General features: G+C 72.6%; 13 protein-coding genes. 8 read left to right on the forward strand and 5 right to left on the reverse strand.

Annotation, left to right across the window (positions count from 1 at the left end):
- Positions 1 to 39: 39 nt before the first annotated feature.
- Positions 40 to 1002: a DUF5937 family protein gene (locus ACWEQG_RS03170; protein WP_452281288.1), complete on the forward strand. Its 963-nt coding sequence runs from the start codon at positions 40 to 42 to the stop codon at positions 1000 to 1002.
- On the opposite strand, the gene ACWEQG_RS03175 is transcribed toward ACWEQG_RS03170, so the two are convergent.
- The gene (locus ACWEQG_RS03175; protein ID WP_452281289.1) at positions 1003 to 3258 is read right to left on the reverse strand and encodes a histidine kinase; all 2256 of its coding nucleotides are present in this window, start codon (positions 3256 to 3258) and stop codon (positions 1003 to 1005) included.
- A 255-nt stretch (positions 3259 to 3513) separates the two neighbouring features.
- On the opposite strand from ACWEQG_RS03175, the gene glnA reads away from it, so the two are divergent.
- Both glnA and ACWEQG_RS03185 read left to right on the forward strand, forming a co-directional pair.
- On the forward strand, positions 3514 to 4875 hold the full coding sequence (gene glnA, locus ACWEQG_RS03180) for a type I glutamate--ammonia ligase (protein ID WP_346225872.1): 1362 nt from the start codon (positions 3514 to 3516) through the stop codon (positions 4873 to 4875).
- 157 nt (positions 4876 to 5032) lie between these two features.
- Positions 5033 to 5815: a hypothetical protein gene (locus ACWEQG_RS03185; RefSeq protein WP_363474120.1), complete on the forward strand. Its 783-nt coding sequence runs from the start codon at positions 5033 to 5035 to the stop codon at positions 5813 to 5815.
- A 137-nt stretch (positions 5816 to 5952) separates the two neighbouring features.
- Here ACWEQG_RS03185 and ACWEQG_RS03190 read toward each other — a convergent pair whose 3' ends face one another.
- A complete protein-coding gene (locus tag ACWEQG_RS03190) occupies positions 5953 to 6810 on the reverse strand; it encodes an alpha/beta hydrolase (RefSeq protein WP_452281291.1) in 858 nt (285 codons plus the stop codon).
- A gap of 69 nt (positions 6811 to 6879) precedes the next feature.
- Here ACWEQG_RS03190 and ACWEQG_RS03195 point away from each other — a divergent pair, with 69 nt between their 5' ends.
- Together ACWEQG_RS03195 and ACWEQG_RS03200 are read left to right on the forward strand one after the other, a co-directional pair.
- Entirely contained in the window at positions 6880 to 7581 is a 702-nt protein-coding gene (locus tag ACWEQG_RS03195; protein WP_452281293.1) for a type 1 glutamine amidotransferase, read from the forward strand.
- 265 nt (positions 7582 to 7846) lie between these two features.
- Positions 7847 to 10849 carry a bifunctional [glutamine synthetase] adenylyltransferase/[glutamine synthetase]-adenylyl-L-tyrosine phosphorylase gene (locus tag ACWEQG_RS03200; protein WP_452281295.1) on the forward strand — a complete coding sequence of 1001 codons (3003 nt, stop codon included), beginning with the start codon at positions 7847 to 7849 and terminating at the stop codon, positions 10847 to 10849.
- A gap of 18 nt (positions 10850 to 10867) precedes the next feature.
- On the opposite strand, the gene ACWEQG_RS03205 is transcribed toward ACWEQG_RS03200, so the two are convergent.
- A complete protein-coding gene (locus ACWEQG_RS03205) occupies positions 10868 to 11680 on the reverse strand; it encodes an SAM-dependent methyltransferase (RefSeq protein ID WP_452281297.1) in 813 nt (270 codons plus the stop codon).
- A 132-nt stretch (positions 11681 to 11812) separates the two neighbouring features.
- Between ACWEQG_RS03205 and ACWEQG_RS03210 the strand changes: the two genes are divergently transcribed.
- Complete coding sequence (locus ACWEQG_RS03210; protein ID WP_452281299.1) at positions 11813 to 13117, forward strand: hypothetical protein; 1305 nt, start codon at positions 11813 to 11815, stop codon at positions 13115 to 13117.
- A gap of 24 nt (positions 13118 to 13141) precedes the next feature.
- On the opposite strand, the gene ACWEQG_RS03215 is transcribed toward ACWEQG_RS03210, so the two are convergent.
- Together ACWEQG_RS03215 and ACWEQG_RS03220 are read right to left on the reverse strand one after the other, a co-directional pair.
- Entirely contained in the window at positions 13142 to 13612 is a 471-nt protein-coding gene (locus ACWEQG_RS03215; RefSeq protein WP_452281301.1) for a YybH family protein, read from the reverse strand.
- 125 nt (positions 13613 to 13737) lie between these two features.
- Positions 13738 to 14508 (reverse strand): hypothetical protein, encoded by a 771-nt coding sequence (locus ACWEQG_RS03220; RefSeq protein WP_452281303.1) that lies wholly within the window; start codon positions 14506 to 14508, stop codon positions 13738 to 13740.
- A gap of 243 nt (positions 14509 to 14751) precedes the next feature.
- On the opposite strand from ACWEQG_RS03220, the gene ACWEQG_RS03225 reads away from it, so the two are divergent.
- A complete protein-coding gene (locus ACWEQG_RS03225) occupies positions 14752 to 15183 on the forward strand; it encodes an N-acetyltransferase family protein (protein ID WP_452281305.1) in 432 nt (143 codons plus the stop codon).
- Between the two features lie 98 nt (positions 15184 to 15281).
- Positions 15282 to 15779 (forward strand): hemerythrin domain-containing protein, encoded by a 498-nt coding sequence (locus tag ACWEQG_RS03230; RefSeq protein ID WP_452281307.1) that lies wholly within the window; start codon positions 15282 to 15284, stop codon positions 15777 to 15779.
- The last annotated feature ends 74 nt before the right edge of the window (positions 15780 to 15853 follow it).

Genomic DNA, 15853 nt, shown 5'->3' on the forward strand with positions numbered 1-15853 from the left:
CCAATCTTTTAGCCCTGGCTGAAACATGGGGGGTCGATCGTGGCGGTGGAGTGGCGGTTCACGCCGGACGACGTGGCGCGGCTGCGCTTCGCGTTCTCCCCGATGTGGGAGCTGGTCGCCAGCCTCCGGGTGCTGCGCGCCCCGGGCCGCCACTCGCTGCACCTACCGTGGCTGCGGGCCGTACGGCCGCGCCTGCGCGAGGTGGATCTGACCGACCTGTTCGCGCTGGTCCCGGTGAGCGGCTACATGCCCGATTTCCTCACCCCGCCGCCCGACACGCCGTTCCCGGACTTCGCCGCCGAACTGGAGCGGGTGCGCGGCACACCGCCCGGCACGGCGTACGAGGAGGCGGCCTGGGTGCAGACGTCAGACCCCGCGACGCTGCGGCGGTTCACCGACGACCCGGCGCAGGGCGTGCGGCGGGTGGCCGACCGGCTGACGGAGTACTGGACGGTCGTGTTCGAGGAGTTCTGGCCCAGGATCCGCGCGCTGCTCGAGGCCGACGTCATGTGGCGGGCCCGCACGCTGGCGGCCGGGGGAGTGCGGGAGCTGTTCGCCGACCTGCACCCGGCCGTCGCCTGGCACGGAGACCGGCTCGTCACGGCCAAGAGCTGCGCCTACGACGGCGACCTCGGCGGGCACGGCCTCGTCCTCGTGCCGAGCGCCTTCGCCTGGCCGGACGTCTCGGTGATGTACGAGCCGTACCGGCCGATGCTGTGCTACCCGGCGCGGGGCGTCGGGACGCTGTGGTCGGACGGCACGCCCTGCACCCCCGAGGCGCTGTCCGCGCTCATCGGCCGCACCCGGGCGCAGGTGCTCACCGCGCTGGCCGAGCCCGGCTCGACCACCGGGCTCGCCCGGCGGCTCGGCCTCACGCCGGGCGCGGTCAGCCAGCACCTCGCCGTGCTGTCCGACGCGGGCCTGGTGATGCGGCGGCGGCTCGGCCGCGAGGTGCTCTACCGGCGGACCCCGGTCGGCGAGTCGCTCGCCGCGGTCTGCTGATCACTTCGGGTCCGGCAGGGCGGGTACGGCGGGCAGCCGGGCCGTGACCGTCGTCCCGCGGCCGTGTTCCGAGGTGACGGCGCAGGTGCCGCCCAGCTCGGCCGCCCGCTCGGCCATCGAGCTCGTCCCCACGCCCGACCTGCGGCCGGGCGGGAGCCCCACGCCGTCGTCGGCCACGGTCACCCGCAGCTCGCCGTTCCGGTGCAGGACCACCCGCACGCGCCGGGCCCGCGCGTGCTTGCGCACGTTCGTCAGCGCCTCCTGGACGATGCGGTAGGCCGCCACCTCCACGGCGGCGGGCAGTCCCGACATGTCCCCGGTCACCTCGACCTCGGCCACCGACTCCTCACCGGCCGCCAGCCCGGGACGCGCCTCCTCCGCCAGGGCCCGTACGGCTCCCGCCAGGCCGAGGTCGTCGAGGGCGGGGGGACGCAGGCCGTACACGAGCTGGCGGACGTCGGCGGTGACGTCGTTCATGCCTTCCCGCAGGTCCCGGAGCAGGGCGTCGGCCGTGTCCGGGGCCCGTTCCAGGGTGTGGCGCGCCATGTTGATCGCCATCGCCATCGAGGCCAGCGTCTGCCCGAGCCCGTCGTGCAGGTCGCGGCGCAGCCGCCGCCGCTCCTCCTCCCGCGCCGTAAGGATGCGCTCGCGAGAGCGCTGCAGCGCGGTGGTGAGCGACACCGTGTGGGCGGCGTCGGCGACGTACGGCGCGAGCACCGCGATCACGCGCTCGTCGTGGGCGGCGGGGAAGCGGCGCCCGCCCGGCGGGCCGATCAGCAGGCGGCCGACCGGCTCGCCGTGCCAGACCAGGGGTATCTCCCGTGCCACCGGCCCGGGCCGGCCGCTCGTCGTGACGTTCCCGTCGATCTCCACCGTGATGCCCGTGACCGACAGGCCCTCGCGCAGCACCTCCAGGGCGGCCAGCAGGGCGTGCGCGGGGTCGGCGTGCTGCAGCCGCCGCCGCAGCCCGGCGGCGAGCGCGAGCGGGTCGCCGCCCGTGCCGTACAGCGCGCGGTCGACGAGGCGCTGCAGCACGTTGCGGATGGGGTGGAAGAACGCCCCGGCGAACAGGGCCGCGGCCAGGCCGGCGAACCTGTCGACACCGGACAGGATCAGGCTGGAGCCCGCCCCGACGAGCACGTAGACGGCGGCCACGACGCCGACCAGGCCCGCGCCGACCAGGGTCCTGCTGATCAGCGTGTCGATCCCGTAAAGCCGGTAGCGCAGCACGGCGACCGCGATCGCGGCCGGCACCAGGGGGAGGGTGAGCGAGGCCGTCCACCAGACCGGAGGGCCGATCACCCAGGGGACCACCACCCCGGCGATGGCCACGAGCGGCCACAAAATCTGGCGGCGCTCGATCCCGTCCGCCCGGTTGAAGCGGACGACGAGCGAGGAGAACGCCAGCGCCATGCCCACCGCGACGACCGTGTGCAGCACCTGCCGGGTGCCCTGGTAGTACGGCGCGAAGACCGCGACCTCCAGCGCGTTGTGCCCGGTGCGCACGCTCGACGGGGCGATCAGCGAGCACAGCCAGTCGAGGGCGAGGGCGGTGGCGGTCACGCCCCCCGGCACGCACCACCGCTTGGACAGGATCCGCCCGGTGGGATACAGCAGCGGCAGCAGCACCCCGAGTGCGTACGTCGTGAGGTTCCACACGCCGTCGGCGAAGACCCAGAGCGGGTGGACCAGCGGATGACCGCCGTCCTGGACGAGCAGGGCGGCCAGGTTGGCGGCGAGGATGTTGGCGGCCGAGCCCAGACCGCCCAGGCACAGCAGCCAGCCGAGCAGCAGCCGGGGCCGCGAGATCACCAGCAGCGCCCCGAAGATGGGGAACGTGGTGCCCGCGATGTCCTCGGGCGCGAACGGCAGCGGGGTGAGGGGGGAGTCCGGCAGCTGGGCGGTCACCCAGATGTCGGCCAGTTCCAGGCAGATCGCCACGCCGGCGATCGCCACCGCGACGGTGGGCCCGAGCGTCCGCACCCGGCCCGGCCAGTCGAGCGCGCGCAGCCGCCGCAGCCGGTCGACGGCGCGCGGGTGCGCGGCGCCGCCCTCTGCGCCGGTCTCTGAGCCGCCCTCTGCGCGGGTCTTTGGGCCGGTCTCCGGCCCTCGGCCGGGCGCGGCGCCGCCCCGGGGAAGGGTCACGGCGCCGGGCGACCCGGGCGCCGCCTCCTCCGAGGGGCCGCCCCGGGGTTCCGCGGTGTCGAGCAGCGGTGGTGCCACGGACGGGGGCTCCTTCGGGTTCTGCACCGGCATGCCGGGACGGTAAGGCGCGCGGGTCGATGCCCGATCAACGCCGGATCAACAGCAACGACGCCCGGGCAACGGGTTTGGTTCGGTGTGATGTTCATCACGTCTCTCTCGTGCCCGTCCCCGGCGTCGCGGCAGTGCGGCACGGTCCCCGCCGTGGTGATCCGCAGGACGGCCGGCTCACACCTCCTCGTAACCCCTGTGAAACACTCACAAGGCAGACTGGTAGGCGACCAGACCTGTAACTCCGTGAGGTACGCCTTGGACCGCCAGCAGGAATTCGTCCTCCGCACGCTCGAAGAGCGAGACATCCGGTTCATCCGGCTGTGGTTCACCGACGTGCTCGGCTTCCTGAAGTCGGTGGCCATAGCGCCGGCCGAACTGGAGGGCGCCTTCGCCGAGGGCATCGGCTTCGACGGCTCGGCGATCGAGGGCTTCTCACGGGTCTACGAGTCGGACATGCTGGCCAAGCCCGACCCGTCGACGTTCCAGATACTGCCGTGGCGCAGTGAGTCGCCGGGCGCCGCCCGCATGTTCTGCGACATTCTGATGCCGGACGGCTCGCCGTCGCACGCCGACCCGCGCTTCGTGCTCAAGCGGACGCTCGCCAAGGCGGCCGACATGGGCTTCACGTTCTACACCCACCCCGAGGTGGAGTTCTTCCTGCTGCGCAACCGGCCGGAGAAGGGCGAGCGGCCCGAGCCCATCGACGAGGGCGGCTACTTCGACCACACGCCGCACAGCGCGGGCCACGACTTCCGCCGCAACGCGATCATGATGCTGGAGTCGATGGGCATCTCGGTGGAGTACAGCCACCACGAGGGCGCGCCGGGCCAGCAGGAGATCGACCTGCGCTACGCCGACGCGCTGACCACGGCCGACAACATCATGACGTTCCGGCTGGTGATGAAGGAGGTGGCGCTGGAGCAGGGCGTGTGGGCCTCGTTCATGCCCAAGCCGTTCACCGATTTCCCCGGGTCCGGCATGCACACGCACATGTCGCTGTTCGAGGGCGACCGCAACGCCTTCTACGAGCCCGGCGCCGACTACCAGCTCTCCAAGATCGGCCGGTCGTTCATCGGCGGCCTGCTCAGGCACGCCGCGGAGATCACCGCGGTCTGCAACCAGTGGGTCAACTCCTACAAGCGGCTGTGGGGCGGCGCGGAGGCCATCGCCGGCGCCGGCGGCGAGGCCCCCGCGTACATCTGCTGGGGGCACAACAACCGCTCCGCGCTCGTGCGCGTGCCCATGTACAAGCCGCACAAGGGCGGCTCCACCCGCATCGAGTTCCGGTCGGTCGACTCCTCCTGCAACCCGTACCTCGCCTTCGCCGTCATCCTGGCCGCCGGGCTCAAGGGCATCGAGGAGGGGTACGAGATGCCGCCGGGCGCCGAGGACGACGTGTGGGCGCTGACCAGCGCGGAGCGGCGGGCGCTCGGCATACAGCCGCTGCCCCAGTCGCTGGACGAGGCGATCACGGCCATGGAACGCAGCGAGCTGGTCGCCGAGACGCTGGGTGAGCACGTCTTCGACTACTTCCTGCGCAACAAGCGCGCGGAGTGGCAGGACTACCGCCGCCAGGTGACCGAGTACGAGCTCGGCCGCTACCTGCCCGTGCTGTGACGGAGGTCATCCGTCACCGCGGCGTTACAGACTGCAAATCTTCCTGACACTCGCCCTTGTTTAGCTGGTCCCTACATCGGAACAGTAAAACCGGCTCACTTGTTACGACTGTTACGGTGAGCCGTATCGAGGCGTGACTCAGGGAGGGCGTGGCCATATGACGGCGGCTGCGGGGCTGCAGACCGTTCTGACCGTACCGAAGCGTTTCCGGGGACCCGAGGGCACCGCCAACGGCGGATGGATCGCGGGCACCATCGCCGGCACGCTGACCGGGGGCGGTCACGACTGTCCGGTGGAGGTCACCCTCCGCAGACCGGTCCCGCTCGAGACCGCCCTGCCGGTCGAACACGTCGGCAACACCGTGGTTCTCAGCGAGGGCGACAGCCATCTCGTCGAGGCGATCCCCGTCGCCGAGACGCTGACGCCGCCGCCGTTCGTGCGGTTCACCGACGCGGCCCGCGCGGAGGCGGGCTTCCCGGGCAGGAACGGCCACGCCATCGCGGGCTGCTTCGCCTGCGGGCTGCGCGAGCCGGGCGACGGGCTGCGGATCTTCCCCGGCCCCGTGGAGGACCCGGCTGAGGGCGCGGTGGACGCCACGGGGGAGGGCGCCGAGCTCGTGGCCGCCGGCTGGCGAGTGCCGTTCAACGTGACCGACGAGCAGGGCGTGGTGCCCGACTCGATCGTCTGGGCGGCGCTGGACTGCGCCACCGGATGGGCCCACTACCGCAGCTTCCCGGACCGGCAGCCGATCCAGCCTCCGCTGCTCGGGCGGCTGACCGGACAGGTCTTCCGCCGGGTCTACCCGATGGGCAGGTATTCGGTCGTGGCCCGGGCCGAGGGCCGCGACGGCCGCAAGCTGTTCGGCACGAGCGCGGTCTACGAGGTGGACGGCACGCTCGTCGCCGCCGCCAGGGCCACCTGGATCCTGCCCCGCCAGTGATCCCGCGCAGTGATCCCACGCGGTGATCCCACGCGGTGATCTCGCGCAGTGATCCCACTCGGTGATCCCGCGCAGTGATCCCACTCGATGATCTCGCCCGGAGCGGCCGCGGGTGACCCGCGGCCGTCCTGCTGTTCTCATCCGGTGAGGCGGGCGGCCACCACCGCGGCGCAGCGGGGGTCGAACAGGATCGTGTAGTGGTTGCAGTCCGGCACGACCTCGTCGCGCAGGCCGGGCAGTTCCGCCGCCCACCGCGCGGTGAGGTCGTCCGGAAGCATCCCGACGTCCTGGTTGAGCAGGCCTCTCGGCGCGCGGAGCAGGAGCGGCGCCGGCTCGACGGCCTTCAGGGCCGTCATGATCGCCTCGTGCTCGGTGAGCAGCCAGCGGCCGTCCTGCCGTACGGCGTCCTCGCGGGCGCGTGAGCGGACGGCTCCGTCCGGCCCGGTGGCGTCGTAGCGGACGTACTCCTCGACGAGCGGGGACCAGTCCCGGGCGAGCGCGGGATGGGCGCGGAAGAAGTCGAGGTAGGCCTCCACGCTCGGGTAGGTCTGGGAGAGCCGGGCGATGGCCGGGCCGAGTGTCGCCTCCAGCACCTCGTCGGGGTCGGCGCCGTCCGGCAGCGGCAGGGGCAGGCCGCCGTCCACGAGCACCACCCGGGCGTAGCGCCGCCGCGCGCCGTGCAGGGCCGCGACGTAGGCGCCCATCGAGTGGCCGGTGAGCACGCTCGTGCCGTCCGCGCCGACGTGCTCCGCCACGCGTTCCAGGTCCTCGGCGTGCCGGTCCAGGCCGTACGGGCCGGGCAGGCCGGCGCTGTGGCCGCGCCCGCGCAGGTCCACGGCGACCAGCGACCAGCCGGGCGGCAGCGTCTCGGCCACGCCCCGCCACGCCATGAGGGAGGCGGTGATGCCGTGCGCCGCGATGATCAGGCGGGGACCGCCGCCGAACCGGGCGATCCGCAGCCGTCCGCCGGGGACGGCGACCTCGTCGATGCTCATGGTGGGGACTGTACGGTACGACCCTCTCAGGTATCGCCTGTCCCGATATGTGTCTTTAAGCTCTGCCCCATGGGTGAACGTCTGATCGTCATCGAGCACGAGGCCGACGCCGGTCTGGGCTTCTTCGCCGGCTGGCTGGAGGCCGCGGGTGCCGAGGTCGAGGTCGTCCGGCCGTACAAGGGAGAGCCGGTGCCCCGCCGTGCCCCCGCCGGGCTGCTGGTCCTCGGCGGCGCCGCGGCGGCCTGGGACGACGAGGGGTACGGCTGGCTCCCGGCGACCAGGGACCTGCTCGCGCGCGCCGTCGACGAGGGCGTGCCGACGCTCGGCGTCTGCCTCGGCGCCCAGCTCATGACGATGGCCTGCGGCGGCACGGTCGAGCGCGGCGCCGCGGGCCTGGAGATCGGGCTGGGGGAGATCGAGCCGCTGCCCGAAGCCGCCGCCGACCCGCTGCTGTCCGCGCTGTCCGGTGGCCGGGTCAGGGCCGTCCAGTATCACTACGACGCCATGACCGCTCTGCCCGAGGGCGCCGTACGGCTGGCCACCGGCACGATGTACCCCAACCAGGCGTACCGGCTCGGCGACCGCGCCTGGGCCGTGCAGTTCCATCCCGAGGCCACGCCCGGGATCTTCGCCTCCTGGACCGTCGGCGGCGAGCTGCCGCCGGAGCGGGCCGCGGAGCTGAACGCGCAGGTCGAGGCGGCCGAGGGCGAGCTGAGACGCACCTGGAGGCCGCTCGCCGAGGCGTTCGCGGCCCTGCTCACGCGGTCCTGACCTCCCTTTCCCGCCGACGTGCGGGTGCGCGGGTGCGCGGCCAAAACGCGTGATGGGATGATTACGCAGAGAAACCGCTAAGGACGCGCACAACCCTGAGGGTTACCGTGTGCGCTGAGCCCGGCACGCGCCGGGCCGGACGGCCAAGATCGGCTCCCCGGAGGGACCGATCTCTGCGAGGAGGCTTCCATCCCATGTGTACCGTTACTGGGAAGGTTTGTCTCGGGGGGCCGACGTGATCGACGTCGGGGTGGAGGAAGGAACGGTGAACGCCGCGCCTCGGATACAGACGACGGCAGGGCGCCTGGCGGCGCTCGGATTCGCCGACGGCGCGCGGGCCGAGAGGCTGCTCGACGAGCTCGGTCCCGAGGCGGTCGGCGACTTCGCGCTGCTCGACGATCTCGTGCGGGCCGCCGACCCGGATCTGGCGCTCACCACGCTGAGCCGCGTGGTCGAGCGGGACCCGAGCGTGCTCGGGGCGTTCCGCGCGGACCCGGACCTGCGCCGCAGACTGCTCGGCGTGTTCGGGCTCAGCGCGGCGCTCGGCGAGCACGTCGTACGGCACCCGGAGTGCCTGGCCTCGACGCGGTGGACCCGGTGGCCCGCGACCGGCGAGCTGCGTGAGGAGATGCTGCTCGCGGTCGGCGCGGACCCGGACGACGCCGAGCCGGTGGCCACGGGCGTGACCGGGGGAGGCGCGGCCGCCGAGCCGGGCCCGGCGATGGACGCGCTGCGCGTCGCCTACCGCGGCCGCCTGCTGCACCTGGCCACGCGGGACGTGACCGGCGAGTGCACGCTCGCCGAGGTCGCCGCCGCGCTGGCCGACCTGGCCTCGGCCGCGCTGGAGGCCGCGCTCGCCGTCGCCAGGGCCGAGGTGGCCGACGCGGGCGACGTACGGCTGGCCGTGATCGGCATGGGCAAGTGCGGCGCCCGCGAGCTGAACTACATCTCCGACGTCGACGTCGTCTTCGTGGCCGAGCCCAAGGAGGGCGTGGACGAGACCAAGGCGCTGCAGACCGCCACGCGCCTGGCGCAGGGCATGATGCGGGCCTGCTCGGCGAGCACCCCTGAGGGCGCGCTGTGGGAGGTGGACGCCAACCTGCGCCCCGAGGGCAAGATGGGCCCGCTCGTGCGCAGCATGGAGAGCCACCTCGCCTACTACCGGCGGTGGGCCAAGACGTGGGAGTTCCAGGCGCTGCTCAAGGCACGCCCGGTCGCCGGCGACCTAGAGCTCGGCCAGCAGTACGTCGCCGCGGTCAACGAGCTGGTGTGGCAGGCCGCGGCCCGGCCCAAGTTCGTCGAGGACGTGCAGTCCATGCGCCGCCGCGTGGAGGCGCACGTGCCCGCGGGCGAGGCCGACCGGCAGATCAAGCTCGGGCCGGGCGGGCTGCGGGACATCGAGTTCGCCGTGCAGCTCCTCCAGCTCGTGCACGGCCGGTCCGACCCGCTGCTGCGCCGCCGGGCCACGCTGTCGGCCCTCGCGGCGCTCTCCAGAGGCGGCTACGTCGGCCGCGACGACGCCAAGTCGCTCGCCGAGGCCTACACCTTCCTGCGCCAGGTCGAGCACATGCTCCAGCTCCACCGGCTGCGCCGCACCCACGTGGTGCCGTCGGACACCGCCGACCTGCGGCGGCTCGGCCGGGGGCTGGGCATGACGACCGACCCGGTGGGGGAGTTCACCACCACCTGGCGGCGGCACGCGCTGGAGGTGCGGCGGCTCCACGAGAAGCTGTTCTACCGGCCGCTGCTGCAGGCCGTCGCCCGGCTGCCGGAGACCGAGGCCCGCCTGTCCACGGCCGCGGCCACCGCAAGGCTGGAGGCGCTCGGATACGCCGACCCCGGGGGCGCGCTGCGCCACATCGCCGCGCTCACCAGCGGCGTCTCCCGCCGGGCGGCCATCCAGCGGACGCTGCTGCCGGTCATGCTCGGCTGGTTCGCCGACGCTCCCGACCCCGACGCCGGCCTGCTCGGCTTCCGCCAGGTGAGCGACAAGCTCGGCACCACGCCCTGGTACCTGCGGCTGCTGCGCGACGAGACCGCCGTGGCCGAGCGGCTCGCCCACCTGCTCGGCACCAGCCGCTACGTCACCGGGCTGCTGCTGCACGCGCCCGAGGCCGTCGCGATGCTGGGCTCGCCCGCCGAGCTGGCCGTACGGCCCGCCGCGACGCTCGCCGCGGAGGCCGCCGCCGCGGTGGGCCGCCACGCGGAGAGCGCCGAGAACGCCGTCGCCGCCGTCCGGGCCCTGCGCCGCAGGGAACTGCTCCGTACGGCCTGCGCCGACCTGTCCGGGCTGATCGACATCGAGGAGGTCGGCCAGGCGCTCTCGTCCCTCAACGACGTCACGATCCAGGCGGCGCTGGACACGGCGATCAACAAGGTCACGCTGGAGCGGCGGGCCACGTTCCCGACCCGGATCGCGGTGATCGCCATGGGCCGCCTGGGCGGCCTGGAGAGTTCCTACGCCAGCGACGCCGACGTCATGTTCGTGCACGCGCCGCTGCCCGGGGTGGCCGAGCGGGACGCGACCGACGCCGCGCACGCGGTCGCCGAGGAGACGCGCAGACTGCTCGCGCTGCCCGCCCCCGACCCGCCGCTGCAGATCGACGCGAGCCTGCGGCCGGAGGGACGGCAGGGGCCGCTCGTCCGGACGATCGCCTCCTACCGGGCCTACTACGACCGCTGGGCCTCGCACTGGGAGGCCCAGGCGCTGCTGCGGGCCCGGTTCTGCGCGGGCGACGCCGAGCTCGGCCACGAGTTCGTCGCGCTCGTCGAGCCGCTGCGCTACCCGGCCGAGGGCATCTCCGCCGACGCCGTACGCGAGATCCGCAAGCTCAAGGCGCGGATGGAGGCCGAGCGGCTGCCGCGCGGAGCCGACCCTGCCCTGCACACCAAGCTCGGCAGGGGCGGGCTGAGCGACGTGGAGTGGGTGGCCCAGCTGATCCAGCTGCGGCACGCGGGAGCCGTACCGGCGCTGCGCACCACGCGCACCCTGGACGCGCTGCGCGCGGCGGCGGGGGAGGGCCTGCTCGACCCGGCCGACGAGGCGGTGCTGGCGGAGGCATGGCTGTTCGCCTCGCGGATCCGCGACGCCCTCATGCTGGTGCGCGGGCGGGCGGCCGACAGCATCCCCACCCCGGTCAAGGAACGGGTGCTGCTCGCGCGGGCCCTCGGCTATCCCCCGGAGGGCACCGAGGACTTCATCGAGGACTACCGGCGCGCCACCCGGCGGGCCAGGACCGTGGTCGAGCGCGTCTTCTACGAGGACTGAGCGCGAGGCGTGGGCCGGTCAGAGCTTCCGGCCCACGCCGCCGTACGCGCCGTGCACGTGGTCGGCCGGGAGAGGGACGTCGTCCGGGGCCGGACGCCACTCGCCGAGCGCGGCCAGGTCGGGTTCCACGAGCTCGAAGCCCTCGAAGAACCGGCTGATCTCGGCGCCGGTCCGCAGGATGAGCGGTACGGACCCGGCGTTGTACGCCTCGGCGAAGGCCCTCAGGCTCTCGGGGGCGAAGTCGCCGGTGACGTGGGAGACGGCGAGGTAGCTGCCGGGCACGAGCGCGTCGGTGTAGCGCTTGACGACGCCGAACGGGTCGTCCTCGTCCTTGATGTACATCAGCGTGCCCACGATCACCAGGCCGATCGGCCGGTTGAAGTCGAGCGTCGCCAGCGTGTCCGGGTGCTTGAGTACGGCGTCCGGGTCACGGAGGTCAGCCTCGACGTAGGCGGTCCTGCCCTCCGGCGCGCTGCGCAGCAGCGCGCGGGCGTGGACCATCACGATGGGATCGTTGTCGACGTAGACGACCCTGGCCGCCGGATTCACGGCTTGGGCGACCTCGTGGGTGTTGCCCTGGGTCGGGATGCCGGTGCCGATGTCCAGAAACTGGGTGACGCCCTGCTCCGCGAGGAATCGCACGGCCCGGTAGAGGAAGGCGCGGTTGTCCCGGACACCCTGGACGACCCCGGGGGAAGCGGATTTGACCGCTTCCGCGACCTCGCGGTCGGCCGCGAAGTTGTCCTTGCCGCCTAGCCAGTAGTCGTACACCCGGGCGGGATGCGGCACCGAGGTGTTGAGCTTCGGGGGAGGGGACGTCTCGTCGGCCATTGCCGTACTCCAAAGGGACGTGGTTTTATCTGATCTTACTCATTTGCCCAATCGCGCCCGGGCCGTTTGATCAAGATCGAGGGTCGCGGAAGGCATTGCCCCTGCAGCGGGCACGTTGTATCAACGGTGCGGGTGATCTCTTTGATCTCGTATTACGCCGATCTGGCCATCGGGCTGGTCCTGGCCTTCCTGCTGCTGTCGCTTCTCGTCAGCGGCATCAACGAGGGCATCGTCAGGCTGCTCGGAATCCGCAGCAAGTTCCTGTGGGCGTACCTGCGCGACACCCTCGACGGCGCGGAGACGGCGGACGGGGCCTCCCGGCTCGACCGCGTCCTCGACGTGCTGAAGAGGTTCGGGCGCAGGGCGAGGCAGCCGCTGACACAGGCGGCCTCGCCGGAGGAGGGCCGCTCGCGCCTGCCCGCCAGCGTCATGGGGGTGTTCGCGCGGCTGCCGTTCGGCCGGGACCCGCGGCCCGCCTTCAGCCGCCAGCCGCCGCCCGTGGAGAGCCCGCCGCTGGCCGCCGCCGCCGGTTCGGTGGCCGCCGAGCAGATGGCGGCGGACCCGGCCCCGATCGACGAGCGGGTGGACGAGCGGGTGGACCCCGCGCATCCGGCGGAGCAGGCCGACCCCGTGGAGACCGCCGTCCTCGCCGCGGACGCACCGGCCGTGCTGCCGCCAGGCCAGGGCAAGTCGATGGCCGAGCTGCTCCACGAGCGCCTGCAGGAAATCGACCACGCCAAGCGCGGACGGACGAGCATCGCCGACATCCCGCCCGCGCGCTTCGCCGTCGCCGTCCTGGAGATCGCCACCGAACACGGCGGCGTGGAGACTCTCATGCGGGATCTCGACGCGCTCAAGAGCCCCTTCTCCCGGCCGCTCAAGGCCGTGTGGGACAGGGCGAGCCACGACCTGGAGGCGTTCCGGCGGGGCGTGGAGGACTGGTTCGACGGCGAGATGGAGCGGCTCAGCGTGCTCTACCGCCGCTACGTCCGCTGGGTCCTCGTCGCGCTCGGCCTCGTCGTGACGCTGGTGTTCAGCATGGACTCCCTGGAGTACGGCAAGAGCCTGCTGCGCGACAACGCCTACCGCAGCGCGGTGACCGCGTTCGGCCAGTCCGGCCCGCAGGCGCTGGAACCCCTGCGCGAGCAGTGCGAGCCGGGCCAGGACCCCTACGTGTGCGTCACCGACGTGCTGAGCACTCCGGCGTTCGTGAAGATCTTCACGCACGCCCCGGTGAGCGTCACGATGGACGCCTCCGGCGGCCCGGCCTGGGCCTGGCGCGGCGGGGACTGGTGGGGGCGTCTCACGTCGCCGGGCCACTGGCCGGGCTTCCTCGTCACCCTGGTGGCCCTGCTGTTCGGCGCGCCGTTCTGGTGGGACATCCTGCGCCGCGTGAGCGGCCTTCGCGCCAGGACCTCCGGCTCGACCCCCTCCTGACGGTCACCGGCGGCGCCGTCCGCGTCAGGGCTCGAGGTCGGTCACTCCCCGGCCGCTCGCCATGTCGAGAGGCACGGAGACCTGGTCGTGCGCGATCAACCAGTCGCCGTCGGTCTTCCGGAAGCAGAACGTGCCCCGGACCCACATGCCGCTCGTCGCCGTCCCGTTCCTCAGCGTGCCGCTGAGCCGGCCGAAGCAGTGGCCGAACGCCACGTCATCGCCCACGGTGAGGGTCAGGTCGCGAACCTCGTAGTCCACCTCCTGGAAGAGCGCGAACACCTTCGCCCAGTTCTTCAACTTCGCGTCTGTCCCCACGTGCTGCAGTGGCGGCTCGACGTCGAAGGACACGACGTCCGGCGCGTAGAGCCGCCTCAGGCCTTCGAGATCCCCGGCGCGGATCCCTTCGACGACCCTGCCGATCTGCCGCCTGATCGTGGCTTCGTCTTCCTCGCGTCGCGTGGGCATCGCCACCCGTCCCTTCGATTCGGTGTGCAAGTCCGGCTTCTCACCGGTACGACCGGACAGCACCGCGAAATGTCAGGTGACTACGGGCCGACGATCGAGCCGGACCGGCTGACCGGGCCCGCTGTCGTCCCGGTCAGCCGGTGCATCAGACCGGGTCACGCCACCTTGGAGGACGGGGCGGTCCATGTGTTGCAGGAGCCGGGGTCGCCGGACTTGAACCCGGCGTCGGCCCAGTAGGTGATCGACTTCCTGCTTCCGCCGTCCTTGCCCGCCCAGCCGCGCAGGTAGAAGAGCAGGTCGTCCCAGTCCTCCGAGCCGCGGTGGAGGGACTTCCAGACGCTGCGGATGAAGGCTCCGCCGAAGCAGTGGCCCTGCAGGTTGTAGCGCCGGTTCTGCTCGGCGAGCTCGGCCTTGTTCCGGGAGTCGAGGTTCACCCAGGCTCGGTAGATGCCGGCGGCGTTCTGCACGTGCTCTCCGTAGAACGTCGCCACCAGGTTGAACAGATAGAGATCCTCCGGCTCCTCCAGGAGGTCCTTGGAAAGCACGATCAGAAGCGTGCGAGACCCTTCACAGTAGAAGGCGTCGAAATCGTCCTTGCGCCACTTCAGCCCGCAGAACTTCGCCGGCGCTTCGTCGGTCACGGTGAGCTTCATCCGGGACTGCTTCAGCCCCGCCTTGCGCAACTGGGCGGTCCAGGAACGGTCGACGCACCTGAGCACACCGGCCAGATAGCTCTTGGCCGACGCCACGTCGTTCTTCTTCACCGGTCTTTCCCGGCAGGAGGTGGTCGGCAAAGGACCCGCGCTGTACAGGCGGTTGGCGGTGAGGGTCCTGTTCTTGACGGGGTGGGCGGCGGCCGGGGAGGAGACGGCCGGGACGAGCCCCAGCGTCACCGAACCGGCGAGCGCGATCATGGCGAGTTTCACGGACGACGAGGTTAAACCAGAACAAAGTACGCGCAAAGTCTTTTAGCAATAACGATTCGCCTTTGTGTGCGGCGCGGAGCAATATGGAGCCCCCGTTCGCCCGGCCGTGCCGCGAGGCGCATTACCGGTGCCGGTGCCGAGTGGTTAGGAGAGTGCATCATCATCAGACACGCCGAACCGGCGGACGCCGGGGCGATCGCCGCCGTCCACGTGCGGTCGTGGCAGGCCGCCTACCCGGGACTGATGCCCCAGGCCCATCTCGACGGCCTCACCCCGGCCATGCGCCTGCCGGTGTGGGAGCGGCTGCTGGAGGAGTCCCCGCGGCGTACGGAGATCCTCGTGGCGGAGGTGGACGGCTCCGTCGCCGGATTCGCCGCGTTCGGCCCCGGCCGGGACGACGACGTCGACCCCGCCTCGGTGGCGGAGGTCTCGGCGATCTACCTGGTGCCCGAGGCGTGGGGCGCCGGGGTCGGCGGGCGGCTCATGTCCGCCGTGCTGGACGGCCTCGCCGCCGCCGGGTACGAGCAGGCCACCCTCTGGGTCGTCGAGGGGAACGCCCGAGCCCGGCGGTTCTACGAGCGCGGCGGCTGGCGCCCCGACGGAGCCGTGCAGCGGGACGAGTCGGACGGATTCCCGCTGACCGAGGTCCGCTACCGCCGGTCCCCGCACCGTTGACGCGTCGGACGGCCGGGTGATAGACCCTCTGCCAGCGTCGCGGTGCACCCGGCAAGGAGACCGCCGAGGGCATGGAGGCGCCGGTACAAGGGACGACCTTGACGACATCGCATGGACGCCTGAAGGCGTTCGGCAACCAGCTGATCGACGTACACATCTGGCTCCGCGAGGAGCTCGCGGAGCTGCGCGAGGACATCGACGCCCACCTCGCCGGAGGCGCCCGCCCCCGCGAGCTGCGGGCCCACTGCCTCGCCTTCTGCTCCGCGCTGAACCGCCACCACACCGGTGAGGACGACGGTGCGTTCCCCGAGCTCGCCCGGCGGTACCCGGAGTTGCGGCCGGTGCTGGAGGAACTGCGCCGCGACCACCGCCTGGTGGAGGACTGCCTGCGGCGGCTGCAGGACCTCGCCGGGCGTCTGGACCAGGCGGCCGACCCCGTGGAGGTCCGCCGCGAGCTGGACAGCCTGGCCGCGCTGATGGAGACGCACTTCGTCTACGAGGAGAAGCGGATCGTCGCGGCGCTCAACGCGCTGGACGTGCCGGGCTGGGACCGCTCCCGGCCCGAGTTCCTGCGCACCGACGAGACGGGGCGCTGACCGGCGCGCGGGGCGGGGCGGGGGGGGGCGCCCCCCCCCCCCCCCCCGGGGCCCCCCCCGGGGGGGGGCACGGG

It is taken from the genome of Microbispora sp. NPDC004025 (assembly GCF_053604425.1).